Genomic DNA, 15,538 nt, shown 5'->3' with positions numbered 1-15,538 from the left:
CCAATAGACTGGGGAAGACCCCGAGGAGCTTGACGATGACCGACGCGCCCGCGAACGACGCCGCCGAACCCACCGAAGACGAGGTCTTCGAGCAGAAGGCGGTACGCCTGGCCAAGCGCGAGCGACTGCTCGCCGAGCGCGCGGACGCGGCCGGTGGGCCGTACCCCGTGGCCGTGCCCGTCACCGCGACCATCCCCGAGCTGCGCGCCCGCTTCGGCGCACTCGAAGCCGGCGACGAGACCGGCGAGACCGCGGGCGTCGCGGGCCGCGTGGTGTTCAGCCGCAACACCGGCAAGCTGTGCTTCGCCTCGTTGCAGGCGGGCGACGGCAGCCGCATCCAGGCCATGGTCTCGCTGGCGAACGTCGGCGAGCAGTCGCTGCAGGCGTGGAAGGAGCTCGTCGACCTGGGCGACCACGTCTTCGTCTCGGGCGAGGTGATCTCCAGCCGTCGCGGTGAGCTGTCGATCATGGTCGCCGAGTGGCGCATCGCGGCGAAGGCCGTGCTGCCCCTTCCCAACCTCCACACCGAGCTGAGCGAAGAGAGCCGGGTTCGCAGCCGCTTCCTCGACCTCATCGTGCGCGATCGCGCCCGTGAGACGGTGCTCGCCCGGGCGAAGGTCAACCAGAGCCTGCGCCGCACGTTCACCGAGCGCGACTTCGTCGAGGTCGAGACCCCCATGCTGCAGGTGCAGCACGGCGGCGCGAGCGCCCGTCCGTTCACGACGCACTCCAATGCTTTCGACACGGAGTTGTACCTGCGCATCGCGCCGGAGCTCTACCTGAAGCGCGCCGTGGTCGGCGGCATCGACCGCGTGTACGAGATCAACCGCAACTTCCGCAACGAGGGCGCCGACACCACGCACAGCCCCGAGTTCGCGATGCTCGAGGCTTACCAGGCGTACACCGACTACAACGGCATCGCCGACCTCACGCAGACTCTCATCCAAGACGCGGCCGTCGCCGTCGCCGGCTCCACCACGGTGACGTGGGCCGACGGCACCGAGTATGACCTCGGGGGCGAGTGGGATCGCATCTCGATGTACGACTCGCTGTCGGAGGCCGCGGGTCGACCCATCACACCCGACACGCCCCTCGAGGAGCTTCGGGCGCTCGGTGCCGAGAACGAGGTCGATGCCCCGCCCCACGAGACGCACGGCAAGTGGGTCGAAGAGCTGTGGGAGCACTTCGTCAAGCCCGGCCTCACCCGTCCGACCTTCGTCATGGACTTCCCCGTCGACACGAGCCCGCTCGTGCGCGAGCACCGCTCGATCGCCGGGGTCGTCGAGAAATGGGACCTGTACGTGCGCGGCTTCGAGCTGGCCACCGGCTATTCCGAACTCGTCGACCCGGTCATCCAACGTCACCGCTTCACCGAGCAGGCGAAGCTCGCCGCCCGCGGCGACGCGGAGGCCATGCCCATCGATGAGGAGTTCCTCCGCGCGCTGGAGCACGGCATGCCGCCCACCGGCGGAATGGGCATGGGCATCGACCGGCTGCTCATGGCCATTACGGGACTCGGGATCCGCGAGACGATCCTGTTCCCGCTGGTGAAGTAGGGCGCTCGAACACCCACTCGGGAAGGCGTCCGGCATCGGTCATGGCGCGCATGATCTCGCTGAGACCGTGCCGTCCGTCGATCTCCAAGGCGGCATCGGCGTAGGCGGCGGCGTGCGTCGAGCGCCCCGTCGCCCACGCGAGCCACGCGCACGCCGAGAGCGCCCCCGGTCGCCGTTCGCGGGTGACGAGCGACGCGACCCGGCGGCACAGCTCGAGCCCCGTGCGCAGCCGCGCCGGATCGGGGCACGCGCCCTCGCCCCACATCGGGCGGGCGAGATCCTCCGGCACGGGGTCGCCGCCTCGAAACGCGGTCTGGGCGCGGAACACGGCGTCGCCGGTCGCCAGGTCTCCGGTCCACTGCATGAGGGCGACATCGCGAAGCGCCGGCCGCTCGAGGCAGAAGGCCAGCGCTGCCAGCTGAGGTAGCTCCACGTGCTCGTCGGGCAGGGTGACGACGTTCTCGAACAGGGCCGGGGGGTCGGCGATCTCGGCCGCGACCGCCTCGGCGGCTGCCCGCCGGGCGGGGGAGAGTCGACGACGGTCGCGCGAGCGTCTCAGCGAGTGCTCCACGTCGCCCAGCAGCTGCGCAACACGCTCAGCATCGTCGGCGGAGGACACGGGCAGTCCGGCGGCGGCGAGGTGATCGCCGCTGACGTCGCCCGCGAGCTCCGGGCGCGCGGCATCCTGGATCTCGCTCAGGGGGTGCGACTCGACCGACGGATCGAGGTAGCTCGTCCATCCGTCGGCGCCGACGGCGAGCGCGTCGACGACGCGCAGCCCGCAGATGTCGGCTCGGGCGCGCACCGCATCCACGAGGCGCGCGTGGGGAGCATCGGCCCCGCCGCTCACGACGTCGTCGGTGTAGACGGCGATCGCGACGGCGTCGGTGCGGGCCACCTTGCAGGCCATTCCGATCACGGTCGAGGCCACGCCGTCTTCGGTCGAGGTGTCACCCGCCGGGGGGAGGTCGACGCGCATCGCTCCGAGGGAGCGGCCGTGGCCGAACGGGACGACGACGAGGCTCTCGCGTGGCGTGCATTCGAGGAGGTGCGGGACGAGGGCGAGGAATGCGGGCGAGGAAGCGGCGCGAACGACGGTTGTTGTCATGCGTCGAGAGTGGCGCGCGGGAGCGATGCGGCGCCGGGCGGAATCGCTCGATCGTGGATCATTCCGTGCATCGGTGCGGTGGGGAGAAGGCCTGCATGGGCGTTCGCCCAGCCGCCGCGGGTATTCTCGGAGCATGGACGCAACCTGGACCGCGATGCTGTGGGCGATCCTGCCGACCCTCGTCGTCTCGGTCGTCTTCTTCTACATCCTGCGCGGTGCCATCCGCTTGGACCGCACCGAGCGCAAGGTGTACTCCCGTATCGAGGCGGAGGAGCGGGCCAAGCGCGGCCTCCCACCGGTCGCCCCCGCCGGGGACGCCTCGGCGAACTGACGGGTCGCCCCACCTCTGTCGGGGGCCATCGCTACGCTGGGTCCACAACCCGTCCAGGAGGACCCGTGATCAACGCCACCTTCGACGCGAGCTGGCTCGTCATCACGCTGTTCGTCGTCGACCTGGTGGTCCGCATCGCGGCGGTCATCATCGTCCCGCGCAACCGTCGCCCCACCGCGGCCATGGCGTGGCTGCTGGCGATCTACTTCATCCCGTTCGTCGGGGTCTTCCTCTTCCTGTTGATCGGCAACCCGCGCCTGCCGCGCAAACGGCGGCGCAAGCAGACGGCGATCAACCACTACATCCACGACACCAGCGAGTCCCTCGATTTCGGCACGCTCCGGCCGAACGCCCCGCAGTGGTTCCGCGCGCTCGTGCGGCTCAACCGCAACCTCGGCGCCATGCCCATCGCGGGCGACAACGCCGCGACCCTCATCGCCGACTATCAGCAGAGCCTGGATGCCATGGCCGAGGCGATCCGGCGCGCCACCCGCTACGTGCACGTCGAGTTCTACATCCTGCAGTCCGACGACTCCACCGACAACTTCTTCCGCGCGCTCGAAGAGGCGTCGGAACGGGGGGTGGTGGTGCGGGTGCTGCTCGACCACTGGGCCAACCGCGGCAAGCCGTTCTACCGCCAGACGCTGCGCCGTCTCGACGCGATGGGGGCGCACTGGCATCTGATGCTGCCGGTGCAGCCGTTGCGCGGCCGCTATCAGCGGCCCGACCTGCGCAACCACCGCAAGCTCCTCGTCATCGACGGCGACGTGGCCTACATGGGCTCGCAGAACGTGACCGACTCGTCGTACAACCTGCGCAAGAACATCCGACGTGGGCTGCACTGGGTCGACCTGATGGTGCGGTTCGAGGGTCCCGTCGTGGCCAGCATCAACGCGGTGTTCCTCTCCGACTGGTACAGCGAGACCGACGAGACGCTCCGTGATGAGATCGATCTCTTCAGCGTGACCTCAGGGCCCGGAGACCTCGACTGCCAGGTCGTCCCCTCGGGGCCGGGGTTCGATTTCCAGAACAATCTGAAGCTCTTCCTCGGACTGCTCTTCGCGGCTCAGGAGCGCATCATCATCGTCAGTCCGTACTTCGTGCCCGACGAGGCTCTGCTGCTGGCCATCACCACCGCGTGCCAGCGCGGCGTTCATGTGGAGCTGTTCGTGTCGGAGGAGGGCGATCAGGCGATGGTCTATCACGCCCAGCGCAGCTACTACGAGGCGCTCCTGCGCGCCGGCGTCGTCATCTGGATGTACCGCAAACCGTTCATCTTGCACAGCAAGAGCGTCACGATCGACGACGAGGTCGCCGTCATCGGTTCGAGCAACATGGACATGCGCTCGTTCGGTCTGAACCTCGAGGTCTCGATGCTCGTGCGCGGCGAGGAGTTCGTCCGCGATATGCGCGCCGTCGAAGACCGCTACCGGCGTCTCAGCCGCCAGCTCACGATCGAAGAGTGGCGGCGTCAGCCCCTGCGCTCGACGATCCTCGACAACCTCGCCCGCCTCACCTCCGCGCTGCAGTGACTTCGCACGGCGCTCGCCGCCGGCATCCAGGAATTTCCGCCATCATGGGGCGGAACCCACCCCCGGAGGTTTGCATGTCCCGTCATCGTCTGACCCTCATCGGCCTGCTCGGTGCGGGCCTGCTCGCCGCGGGTGCGCTCGCCGGGTGCGCTTCCGGCGCCGCTTCGTCGTCGTCCCCTTCGGCGTCTGCGGATGCCGTGTCACCTGAGCCCGCGGGCGCGGTCGAGGCCGCCTGGGTCGACGCGGGCCGCGCCATCGCGGTCGTCACCTCCGGTAGCTCGTCGTGCGTGCCGTCGATGAACGGTGAGCCGCGGGTCGTCGACGGGGCGCTCGTGGTGGACCTCGCCGAACCGGCGCAGGAGCCGTGCACGCGCGATATGGCACCGCGCGCCACCCTCGTGACGCTCCCCGCCGGCGTCGACGCGGGCGCCGCTCTGACCCTGCGCGTGACCGGGGCCGCAGAGGGCGAGACGGTGCTCGCAGCGCTGGATGACGTGTCATCGGCATCCGGAGACCTCGTCCCCAGCGCGGGGTGGGTGACGTCTTCGCTGGTCGCGATCGTCACCTACGGCAGTTCCAGCTGCGTGCCGGTCGTCGAGTCGGTGACCTCCGAGGGCGACCGTGTGGCGGTGCAGTTCGCCACGCCCCCGGCCGACCAGATCTGCACCATGGACTACGCCCCGCGCGTGACCCTGGCCGACATCGGCGCCGAGGCCGGCCAGGGTGATGTGTCGCTGGTCTTGTCCGGCGGCAACGTGCAAGCGCCGGATCCGATCCCGGTTCTCGGAAACCGCTGACCCTCCTCCCCAGGGCGGGGTTTGTCCCCGTCGCCCGCCCGTGTCACTCGGTGCGGGCGGTGAGAGGGCATGTTCGGGTGATGCGCCCCCGTCCCCTCCCACCCGCACTCGGCGCTTCTTTCTCCGTGCGTGAGGCCCGCGACAGCGGGGTCACGGATCGGCGGCTGCGCGCCGGGGATCTCGCGCGGCCGTATCACGGGGTTCGGGCTGTGGTGCTGCCAGCCGGTGACCCCGCCTCAGCGCATCGCGGGCTGATTCACGCGTACTCCCGAAGGATGCCGCCGCACGCATTCTTCAGCCACATCAGTGCCGCGGTGATCTGGGGTCTGCCGCTGCCCGCTCGGCTCCTTGCCGATGACCGGATCGACGTCTCCGTTCTCACGCCGCGTCGGCATCCCGTGGCACGCGGGGTGCGTGGACACGAGGTGCTCGGCGCCGGCGTCATCGTCGAGCGGCATCCCGAGCTCGACCTGCCCGTCTCGTCCCCCGCGTCGACGTGGGCGCAGCTGGGCGCGGTGGTCCGGCATCCATACGACCTCGTCGCGATCGCCGACGCCGCAGTCCTCACTCCGCGACATGACGACGACCCACCCGCGCTCACGACCATCGCCCGCCTCGAACGCGCCGTCGCAGCCGCGCGCCGGGTGGGCGGGCCGGCTCTGCGTGATGCCCTTCCGCGTGTTCGTGACGGCTCCGCGTCGCGACCGGAGACCTGGCTGCGGCTGACACTCGTCGACGCCGGGCTGCCGGAACCCGAGATGCAGGTCGAGGTGCGCGCGGGCGGAAGGCTGATTGCGCGCCTCGACGCCGCCTATGTCGCGGCGCGCGTTGCCGTGGAGTATGAGGGGCGGCATCACTTGACCGATGCGCGCCAGTGGCGGCGTGACATCCAGCGTTACGAGGACCTCACTCGGATGGGATGGATCGTCATCCGGGTCACGTCCGACGACTTGTTCCGTCATCCCGCGATGCTGGTTTCCCGCGTGCGCTCGGCGGTGGCTTCCCGCCTCGCTTGACGCAACGTTCCCTGGCTCCGGTGGTTCCCCCGCGCCGAAGTGTCGCGCAGTGACGGCGATGCGGCAGTTCGCTGCGGGGGAGTGCGGCGTGCGTGGTGAGGCGGCGGTTCCCCCGCGCTGAAGTGTCGCGGGGTGGTGGTGGTGCGGCAGTTCGCTGCGGGGGAAGCTCCCGGGGGCGTGCAGGGGGCGAGCGTCGGCTTCAGTGCTCGACGACGAGCAGGTCGCCGACCTGGCAGTCCAGTGCCCGGCAGATCGCTGCGAGCGTCGAGTAGCGGATCGCTCGCGCGCGGTCGTTCTTCAGCACCGACAGGTTCACGACCGAGACGCCGACAAGTTCGCTGAGGCGGGTGAGGGTCATGCCCCGCGCCTCGAGCAGCTCGTCTAGGCGGCAGTGGATGCCGGAGGGCCCGTCATCCGTGGTCGCCGGGGTCACACGAGCCCCTCGGTGTCGCGCTGCAGGCGGTCGCCGACGGCGAAGACCGTACCGGCGAGGGCGGCGACGAAGGCGACGGCGAAGATCGGCACGATGTCCACAGCGCCGACGACGGCGCGGTCATAGCTGCCGTCGGACACCAGCGCCAAGGCCCCGTTGACCGCCATGTTGTAGAAGAACGGCACGAGATACATACCGGCGAGGGTGGCGATACCGGCGGCCGTGACGAGAACGGTATGGCGTCGACAGAAGATGCGCCCGCGCAGGATGCCGAAACACAGCACGAGCAGCAGCGTGACGACCGTCACCACGGCGGCCGCGAAGAGCACCTGGCTGATCACGAGTGCGCCCAGAGCGGCCGGTTGCAGGGTGGGTGCGGTGATGAAGGCGGAGTCCAGTTGCACGGGGACGGACGCGCCGGCTGGGCCGATAGGGGCCTGCGCGGTTGTCTGAACGAAGAGTGCGCGGAGTCGGACGTCGCGATTGGGCAGCGCGGCAGCGAGTCCGATGATGGTCTGCACGAGCGACGAGACGGCCAGTCCGACGCCTCCGACGAGAAACATCACGAAGCCTGCTTTGTCTCCGCGTGAGAGGACGCGGGAGGGGGACTGGGGGGATGCCATGATCGCTCCTTATCGATGATCGTTGTTATTGATTATCGATAAGTTAACGACTGTCGATAGGTTTCGCAAGGCCGGGCGCCGTGTCGGTATGCCCACGGCGAACACGCGTCCCCGGCCACCGGCCGCTGGTTACTCTCGATGTACGGCGCGCGGAGGCGTGCCTGTCAGCCCATTTCTGGAGGGACTGAGATGTTCGAGAGATTCACCGACCGTGCCCGTCGTGTGGTCGTCCTCGCCCAAGAAGAGGCGAAGATGCTCAACCACAACTACATCGGCACCGAGCACATCCTGCTCGGCCTGATCCACGAGGGCGAGGGTGTCGCTGCCAAGGCGCTTGAGTCGCTCGGCATCTCGCTCGACGCCGTCCGTGAGCAGGTGCAGGACATCATCGGCCAGGGTCAGCAGCAGCCGACCGGCCACATCCCCTTCACGCCGCGCGCGAAGAAGGTGCTCGAGCTGTCGCTGCGCGAAGCGCTGCAGCTCGGCCACAACTACATCGGCACCGAGCACATCCTGCTCGGCCTCATCCGTGAGGGCGAGGGTGTCGCAGCCCAGGTGCTCGTGAAGCTCGGCGCCGACCTCAACAAGGTGCGCCAGCAGGTCATCCAGCTGCTCTCGGGCTACCAGGGCAAGGAGCCCGCGGGAGTCGCCACCGGCGCCGGCGAGCAGCAGACCTCCGGTGCGCAGGGCGGCTCGGCCGTGCTCGACCAGTTCGGCCGCAACCTCACGCAGGCCGCTCGCGACAACAAGCTCGACCCCGTCATCGGGCGCGAGAAAGAGATCGAGCGCGTCATGCAGATCCTGTCGCGCCGTTCGAAGAACAACCCCGTCCTCATCGGTGAGCCCGGTGTCGGAAAGACGGCGGTCGTCGAAGGACTCGCGCAGGCCATCGTCAAGGGCGACGTGCCCGAGACGCTGAAGGACAAGCAGGTCTACTCGCTCGACCTCGGCTCGCTCATCGCCGGCTCCCGCTACCGCGGTGACTTCGAGGAGCGCCTGAAGAAGGTCACCAAGGAGATCCGCACCCGCGGCGACATCATCGTCTTCATCGACGAGATCCACACGCTCGTGGGCGCCGGTGCCGCCGAGGGTGCGATCGACGCGGCATCCATCCTCAAGCCCCTCCTCGCCCGTGGCGAGCTCCAGACCATCGGTGCCACGACGCTGGATGAGTACCGCAAGCACTTCGAGAAGGATGCCGCGCTCGAACGCCGCTTCCAGCCGATCCAGGTCGCCGAGCCGAGCCTGCCCCACGCGATCAACATCCTGAAGGGCCTGCGCGACCGCTACGAGGCGCACCACAAGGTGCAGATCACCGACGGTGCGATCGTGGCCGCGGCCAACCTCGCCGACCGCTACATCAGCGACCGCTTCCTTCCCGACAAGGCCATCGACTTGATCGACGAGGCCGGCGCTCGCCTGCGCCTGTCGATCCTGTCGTCGCCGCCGGAGCTGCGCGAATTCGACGAGAAGATCGCCAAGGTCCGCGAGCAGAAGGAACTCGCCTCCGAGGAGCAGGACTTCGAGAAGGCCGCCGCCCTGCGCGACGAGGAGAAGTCGCTGCTCGCCGAGCGTCTGCGCCTCGAGAAGCAGTGGCGCTCGGGCGACGTCGCCTCTCACGCGGTCGTCGACGAGGGCCTGATCGCCGAGGTGCTCGCCCAGGCGACCGGCATCCCGGTGTTCAAGCTCACCGAGGAAGAGTCCAGCCGCCTCATGTTCATGGAGAAGGCGCTGCACCAGCGCGTCATCGGCCAGGAAGAGGCGATCGCGGCCCTGTCGCGGACGATCCGTCGTCAGCGTGCGGGCCTGAAGGACCCGAAGCGTCCGAGCGGTTCGTTCATCTTCGCCGGGCCCACGGGCGTCGGAAAGACTGAGCTCGCCAAGGCGCTCGCCGAGTTCCTCTTCGACGACGAGGGCGCGCTGATCTCGCTCGACATGTCGGAGTTCGGTGAGAAGCACACCGTCTCGCGTCTGTTCGGTGCCCCTCCCGGGTTCGTCGGATTCGAAGAGGGCGGCCAGCTCACCGAGAAGGTGCGTCGCAAGCCGTTCTCGGTCGTGCTCTTCGACGAGATCGAGAAGGCGCACCCCGACATCTTCAACTCGCTGCTGCAGATCCTCGAAGAGGGTCGCCTGACCGACGGTCAGGGCCGCGTCATCGACTTCAAGAACACCGTGATCATCATGACGACGAACCTCGGTTCGTCCGCGATCGCCGGTGGTCCGGTCGGATTCCAGGTCGAGGGCAGCGCGCAGACCTCGTACGAGCGGATGAAGGGCAAGGTCGACGAAGAGCTCAAGCGTCACTTCAAGCCCGAGTTCCTCAACCGCGTCGACGACGTCATCGTCTTCCCGCAGCTGAACAAGGACGAGCTCCGCCAGATCGTCGGACTCTTCGTCAAGCGTCTCGCCGACCGTCTTCTCGACCGCGACATGACGGTCGAGCTGTCGGACGACGCGAAGGACAAGCTCATCGAGATCGGCTTCGACCCGACGCTCGGTGCGCGGCCCCTCCGCCGAGCCATGCAGCGCGAGGTCGAGGACCGTCTCAGCGAGAAGATCCTGCACGGTGAGCTCGAGTCGGGCGACCACGTGAAGGTCGGCGTCGAGAACGGCCGCTTCACCTTCGACACCGCCCCGCGCGGTGAGAAGGTCGCGCTCGGGGTCGGAACGGCGGGCGAGATCGCCGCCACCCCCGACACCCTCGCCGGCAACTGACGTGTGCAGACAGGGGCCCGGATGCCATGGCATCCGGGCCCCTTCTGTGCGCTCGGGGCTGGGATGACCGGCCAGTGCCGAGCGGACCGGCGGTTCACGGCGATACTCCGTGATCTCGGCAACGGCGAGCGATCTCGGCGGGGCGCAGGGGCCCCGCGGCGTACGCTGGGACGATGACTTCTCCCGCGCCGTTCGTCGTCCGCTCCGCCGGCACCGCCGACGTGCGACGCATCCACGAGCTCCTCGAGCCGTTCGTGCAGAAGCGCATCCTTCTCGGCAAAGACCTCGTCGTGCTCTACGGCTCGGTGCAGCAGTTCGTCGTGGCGGAAGTCGACGGCGTCGTCATCGGATGCGGTGCGCTGCACATCATGTGGGAAGACCTGGGCGAGATCCGCACCCTCATCGTGCACGACGATTGGCTGCACCACGGTGTCGGGAAGGCGATCGTCGAGACGCTCGAAGAACGCGCCCGAGAGCTCGGGGTGTCGCGGCTGTTCTGCCTCACCTTCGAGGTCGACTTCTTCACCCGCAGGGGCTTCTCGGAGATCGGCGAGCAGGTGGTGCCGCCGGATGTGTATTCGCAGCTCGTTCGCAGCCCCGACGAGGGCGTCGCGGAGTTCCTCGACCTCGCGCACGTGAAGCCCAACACCCTGGGCAATACGCGCATGCTCAAAGTCCTCTGAGGGCAGCGCGGCGCCGCCCCGGCGGGCGGCACCCGTGCCGTGGAGAATCGTCACGGCCGGGACGCCTACCCTGGAAGCATGACCGATGCCCCCCGTAGGCGGAGGCAGTCCCCGGCGGTCTATCGTCGACGTCGTCTTGCGGCAGGGCTGCTCGCCCTGCTCGTGATCGGCCTCGTCGTGTGGCTCGTCGCGGCTCCGCCCTGGCGTGTCGCACCGACCGCCGCCCCGACATCCTCGCCATCCTCGCCCGCTCCCTCGACTTCGTCGACCGCGACTGCCGCTTCTCCCACGTCGTCGGCCGCGCCGACGGCGACACCGACGCCGAGCGTCCCATCGGGACCTGTCGAGTGCACCGCGGGAAGCATCACCGTCGAGGCGCTCTCCAACAAGGCGGAGTACGCGCAGGGCGAGAACCCGCAGTTGTCCATCCGCCTGACGAACACGTCGGCGAACCCCTGCACGATGAACGTCGGCACGAGCGCGCAATCGTTCACGGTCACCAGCGGTACGGACGTGTGGTGGCGCTCGACCGACTGCCAGTCGGAGCCGAGCGACATGGAGGTGACCCTCGCCGCGGGACAGGTCGTCACCAGCTCGTCGCCCCTCACCTGGGATCGGACGCGGTCGTCGGTGAGCACGTGCGACGGCGAACGCCCGTACGCCCCGGGCGGCGGTGCCACGTACCACCTGAGCGTGTCGATCGGCGGCATCCCGTCGGCGGGGACTGCGTCGTTCGTGCTGCAGTGATGCATCGCCGCTGACGCGGCGCCGTGGCCGGGGGAGGAGTTTGGGCGGGCGGAGGGTGTTTGCACCGCGGTCCGTCCTCCCGTTCTCGCATCTCCTCCCGTCGGCGCCGGCGCGTTGTCGCGGCGCCGTGGCCGGGGGAGGAGTTGGGGCGGGCGGAGGGCGTTCGCACGCGTTGGCGTCCTCCCGTGCTCGCATCTCCTCCCGTCGGCAGTGGTGCGCCGTCGCGCGCGCGGGTCTGGACGCCGGACGGCCGCCGCAGCCCCGCGGCGCCGGACCGCCCCCGCGGTTAGGCTCAGAAGATGGCCGCAGGCAAGAAGCGCAAGGGGAAGAAGCTCGACATGGACTTCAAGAACACCGCCCTGACCGACGCGCTGCAGACCCAGGACATGGCCGCGATCGCCTTCGCTCTGCGTCACGGGCCCACCGTGGTTCCCCTGATGACACCGGGCGATGCCGACGACCCCCTCAGCGTCGGCGAGGTCTGGACCTATCGCGACCCGAACAACGGGCAGGTCGCTCTCCTGCTATTCAGCGACGCGGCGCACAAGCCCGAGACGCTCCCCCCACACGTGGCGCTGCAGTCACCGCAGTGGCTGCGTGCGTTCCTCGGGGCGCATCAGGATGCCATCACCACGGTGTTCATCGACATCGCGGGCCCGCACCCGATCCAGGCTGCACCGGCCGATCTGATCGCCGCGCTCGACGCCTGACGTGCGGCCCTGCGTTGCGCTCACCGGCCGCCTGAGAAGGCCCGTGGGCGCGGCGGGAGTCGAGGGAGGGTCGCGCGTCGCGCGCGGCCCTGATGAATGACCGCGGCCTCGCCTGCGCGGTTCAGGTCTTTCGCGGGTGAAGAAAGAAAGTCGCGCGGGTGAGAACCGCGTGTAAGACTCGGGTGCATGGAGTACCTGATCGCCGGTGCTGTGTGCGCCGCCGGACTTGTCATCCCCGCTGTCCTGGGGATGACATCCCCCCACCGCCGTCGCCGGTCGGCTCCTCCCGGCCGCTGATCGCGCGGGTGCGGGCCGGCGGATGGTCGGACCACAGCTTCCGGGCGTTTCAGAACCCGGGCTCGCTGTCGTCGCGGGGCACGCCGCGCACCTGTAGTTCGTTCAAAGCCTGCGCGAGCTTGCGAGATGAGGCGTCGAGCACCGTGTGGTAGCCGAGGCGCTTTGCTTCTGACGCGCGTTGAGCGGCCTGCGTGACGTTGCGGATCTCGCCGGTGAGCGTGAGCTCGCCGATCGCGGCGAGTCGCTTCGACACCTTGCGGTTCTTCACCGCATTGGCCACCGCGATCGCGATCGCCAGGTCGGCGGCCGGCTCGACCAGGCGCACCCCGCCCACGGTCGAGACGTAGACGTCGCGGTCGGAGAGCGTCAGCCCCATGCGGCTCTCGAGCACGGCGAGCACCATCGCGACCCGTGAAGAGTCGACGCCGTTCACGATGCGCCGGGGGTTGGGCGCGGTCTGCCGCACCGCGAGCGCCTGGATCTCGACCGGCAGCGCACGACGGCCCTCCATCGCGATGGTGACGCACGTGCCCGGCTCGGGCTCGCCGTGGCCGAGGAACAGGGCACTGGGGTCGGCGACCTCGGCGATACCCGTGCCGGTCATGTCGAAGCACCCGACCTCGTCAGTGGGCCCGAAGCGGTTCTTGAGCGCGCGCACGAAGCGCAGCGACGTCTGCCGATCGCCCTCGAAATGGCAGACCACGTCGACGAGGTGCTCGAGGATGCGAGGCCCGGCGATCGAGCCGTCTTTCGTGACGTGACCGACGATGATGACGGGCAGGCCGCGTTCTTTCGCCACGCGGATCAGCGCCGACGCCACCTCGCGTACCTGCGCGGGCTGCCCCGCCGCGCCATCGCTGTGGGCTGACGACACCGTCTGCACCGAGTCGACGATGAGCAGCCCCGGCTCGACCTGGTCGATGTGGCCGAGGATCGTCGCGAGGTCGGTTTCGGCCGCGAGGAAGAGCTCGTCGTGCAGCGCTCCGGTGCGCTCGGCGCGCAGGCGCACCTGGGCCGCGGACTCCTCGCCGCTGGCGTAGAGCACACGGCGGCCGGCGCGGGCACTCTGGGCCGCGACCTCGAGCAGCAGCGTGGACTTGCCCACGCCCGGCTCGCCGCTCAGCAGGATCGCCGCACCCGGCACGATGCCGCCGCCCAAGACTCGGTCGAACTCACCGACGCCGCTTGTGCGACGCGGGGCGTCTTGCGTGTCGATCTCGGTGATGCGACGGGCTGCCCGAGCAGCTCCCGGTGCCACGGGCACGATCGAACGGACGATGCCGGTCTGCTCTGCCGCCTCGACCACGGTGCCCCACGACTGGCACTCGCCGCAGCGCCCGACCCACTTCAGCGTCGTCCACCCGCACTCGGTGCAGCGGTAGGGAGCGGGGGCCGCAGCGGGACGTCGGGATGCCATGGGTTCAGGCTACGCGGGGCCTCCGACATCGCCCGCGCCGGGATGCCGGCATCCACGATCCGCGTCGAGAAACGGCAGCGGCGCGGGCAAACGCCGCGTCGAAGCGTTTGCGAACGCGAGACGCGTTTGTCGCGCACAGACCGCCGCTCCCTGCGCTCGCGCCGCGCGGCGAGGGGCCCTTCCGCCCCCGCCGGGTGCGTGAGGCCGTGCGGCCGCGCAGCGCGTCGGACGCCCGTCGGTTCAGCCGCGCAGCCCGCCGAACGCGGTCGGTCAGTCGCGCAGGGCGTCCGCCACCCGGGTGAGCGCGTCGGCGGAGCGGCGGAGCGACGTGATCTCGCCGTCGGAGAACGGGGTGCCGGCGACGGGGACGGCCCCCGTCGCGCTCACGATCGACGGCACCGACAGAGCCATGCCGTCGATGCCGTGGAAGCCGTGCAGCACGGTGCTGACGGGCAGGATCGCGTGCTCGTCGCGCAGGATCGCCTCGACGATGCGGGCGCTCGACAGGCCGATGGCGTAGTTCGTCGCGCCCTTGCCCTTGATCACCTTGTACGCCGCGTCGCGGACGTCGACGGCGATGGCATCCAATTCGTCCTGGTCGAAGCGCGAGCCGTCGGGCAGGTCGAACTCCGTGATGGGCACCGAGCCGATCGTGGCGGTCGACCAGAGCGGAAATTCGGTGTCGCCGTGTTCGCCGACGATCCAGGCGTGCACGCTGGAGGTGGCGACGCCGGCCCGCTGCGCGATCTTCCACCGCAGGCGCGAGGTGTCGAGCACGGTGCCCGAGGCGAAGATGCGACGGGTGGGCAGCCCGGTCGCTTCCTGCGCCAGCACGGTCAGCACGTCGCACGGGTTGGTGACGATGACGTAGACGGCGTTCGGGGCGACCTCGAGCAGTTTCGGCATCATGTCGCTGATGATGCGGGCATTGGTCGACGCCAGCTCGGTGCGGGTCTGGCCGGGGTTCTGCTTCGCGCCGGCGGTGATGACGACGACGTGCGAGCCCTCGGCGACCGACACGTCGCTGCCGCCGAGGATGTCGCTCGACCCGGTGAACTGCGTGCCGTGGGCGAGGTCGAGCACCTCGGCCTCGACTTTGTCGGTCGCGATGTCGTAGAGCGCGACGTGTCGTGCCGAGCCGCGGATGAGCGCGGCGTACGCGACGCTCGCCCCCACGCTTCCCGCTCCCACGACCGTCAGCTTGGAGTTCTCGATCACGCTCATGGCTCGATCCTGGCAGCGGCCGCGAGCGGCCTCCAGTGTGGTCGTTCGACGGTGGACGAATGGATGCCGCAGGCTCGCTGCGGCCGCGGATTCGCGGCATCCGCCGATGTGTCGTAAGCTTTCCGGCGGTGACGTGTCCGAGCGGCCGAAGGTGCAACACTCGAAATGTTGTGTAGGTTCACCCCTACCGTGGGTTCAAATCCCACCGTCACCGCCACCACGAAGGCCCCGACTCCTCACGGATGCGGGGCCTTCGTCGCATCTGTCCGGCGTGAGCGATTCGGTGCCGTCGATGCGGAACGACCACGTGGCCACCAGACGGGCCACCCGCATCTGCACGTGTGCTCGG

At 69.4% G+C, this 15,538-nt stretch carries 14 protein-coding genes and 1 tRNA gene; 10 read left to right on the top strand and 5 right to left on the bottom strand.

Going from position 1 to position 15,538, the window contains the following annotated elements:
* Positions 1-35: 35 nt before the first annotated feature.
* The gene (gene lysS / locus QE410_RS14405; RefSeq protein WP_307333287.1) at positions 36-1,556 is read left to right on the top strand and encodes a lysine--tRNA ligase; all 1,521 of its coding nucleotides are present in this window, start codon (positions 36-38) and stop codon (positions 1,554-1,556) included.
* On the opposite strand, the gene QE410_RS14400 is transcribed toward lysS, so the two are convergent.
* Positions 1,507-2,664, bottom strand: coding sequence for a DUF4192 family protein (locus QE410_RS14400; RefSeq protein WP_307333286.1), 1,158 nt, complete (start codon positions 2,662-2,664; stop codon positions 1,507-1,509). The genes lysS and QE410_RS14400 overlap by 50 nt on opposite strands.
* A gap of 133 nt (positions 2,665-2,797) precedes the next feature.
* On the opposite strand from QE410_RS14400, the gene QE410_RS14395 reads away from it, so the two are divergent.
* The 4 genes from QE410_RS14395 to QE410_RS14380 all read left to right on the top strand — a co-directional run bounded on the left by QE410_RS14395 (position 2,798) and on the right by QE410_RS14380 (position 6,340).
* Entirely contained in the window at positions 2,798-2,995 is a 198-nt protein-coding gene (locus tag QE410_RS14395) for a hypothetical protein (RefSeq protein WP_307333283.1), read from the top strand.
* A gap of 65 nt (positions 2,996-3,060) precedes the next feature.
* Positions 3,061-4,527 (top strand): cardiolipin synthase, encoded by a 1,467-nt coding sequence (gene cls / locus QE410_RS14390; protein ID WP_307333281.1) that lies wholly within the window; start codon positions 3,061-3,063, stop codon positions 4,525-4,527.
* A gap of 74 nt (positions 4,528-4,601) precedes the next feature.
* Positions 4,602-5,324, top strand: coding sequence for a hypothetical protein (locus QE410_RS14385; RefSeq protein ID WP_307333279.1), 723 nt, complete (start codon positions 4,602-4,604; stop codon positions 5,322-5,324).
* Positions 5,325-5,449: 125 nt separating this feature from the next.
* Positions 5,450-6,340 carry a hypothetical protein gene (locus tag QE410_RS14380; RefSeq protein WP_307333277.1) on the top strand — a complete coding sequence of 297 codons (891 nt, stop codon included), beginning with the start codon at positions 5,450-5,452 and terminating at the stop codon, positions 6,338-6,340.
* 199 nt (positions 6,341-6,539) lie between these two features.
* Here QE410_RS14380 and QE410_RS14375 read toward each other — a convergent pair whose 3' ends face one another.
* Complete coding sequence (locus tag QE410_RS14375) at positions 6,540-6,773, bottom strand: helix-turn-helix transcriptional regulator (RefSeq protein ID WP_307333275.1); 234 nt, start codon at positions 6,771-6,773, stop codon at positions 6,540-6,542.
* Entirely contained in the window at positions 6,770-7,396 is a 627-nt protein-coding gene (locus QE410_RS14370; protein WP_307333273.1) for a hypothetical protein, read from the bottom strand. Before QE410_RS14370 ends, QE410_RS14375 begins: the two co-directional genes overlap by 4 nt.
* Before the next feature lie 189 nt (positions 7,397-7,585).
* Here QE410_RS14370 and QE410_RS14365 point away from each other — a divergent pair, with 189 nt between their 5' ends.
* The 4 genes from QE410_RS14365 to QE410_RS14350 all read left to right on the top strand — a co-directional run bounded on the left by QE410_RS14365 (position 7,586) and on the right by QE410_RS14350 (position 12,251).
* Positions 7,586-10,111, top strand: coding sequence for an ATP-dependent Clp protease ATP-binding subunit (locus tag QE410_RS14365; protein WP_058230817.1), 2,526 nt, complete (start codon positions 7,586-7,588; stop codon positions 10,109-10,111).
* A 173-nt stretch (positions 10,112-10,284) separates the two neighbouring features.
* Positions 10,285-10,794: an amino-acid N-acetyltransferase gene (locus tag QE410_RS14360; protein WP_307333271.1), complete on the top strand. Its 510-nt coding sequence runs from the start codon at positions 10,285-10,287 to the stop codon at positions 10,792-10,794.
* A gap of 78 nt (positions 10,795-10,872) precedes the next feature.
* Complete coding sequence (locus tag QE410_RS14355; protein ID WP_307333267.1) at positions 10,873-11,541, top strand: hypothetical protein; 669 nt, start codon at positions 10,873-10,875, stop codon at positions 11,539-11,541.
* 299 nt (positions 11,542-11,840) lie between these two features.
* Positions 11,841-12,251, top strand: coding sequence for a dehydrogenase (locus tag QE410_RS14350; protein WP_307333264.1), 411 nt, complete (start codon positions 11,841-11,843; stop codon positions 12,249-12,251).
* Between the two features lie 346 nt (positions 12,252-12,597).
* On the opposite strand, the gene radA is transcribed toward QE410_RS14350, so the two are convergent.
* Together radA and QE410_RS14340 are read right to left on the bottom strand one after the other, a co-directional pair.
* Positions 12,598-13,965, bottom strand: a complete 1,368-nt coding sequence (radA, locus tag QE410_RS14345; RefSeq protein ID WP_251536366.1) for a DNA repair protein RadA — start codon at positions 13,963-13,965, stop codon at positions 12,598-12,600.
* Positions 13,966-14,235: 270 nt separating this feature from the next.
* Entirely contained in the window at positions 14,236-15,189 is a 954-nt protein-coding gene (locus tag QE410_RS14340; protein WP_307333262.1) for an L-lactate dehydrogenase, read from the bottom strand.
* A gap of 127 nt (positions 15,190-15,316) precedes the next feature.
* Between QE410_RS14340 and QE410_RS14335 the strand changes: the two genes are divergently transcribed.
* Positions 15,317-15,406 (top strand) — tRNA-Ser (locus QE410_RS14335).
* Positions 15,407-15,538: the final 132 nt, after the last annotated feature.

It is taken from the genome of Microbacterium sp. SORGH_AS_1204, assembly GCF_030818935.1.
GTDB lineage: Bacteria > Actinomycetota > Actinomycetes > Actinomycetales > Microbacteriaceae > Microbacterium.
This window is presented reverse-complemented; position numbering and strand designations above follow the sequence as displayed.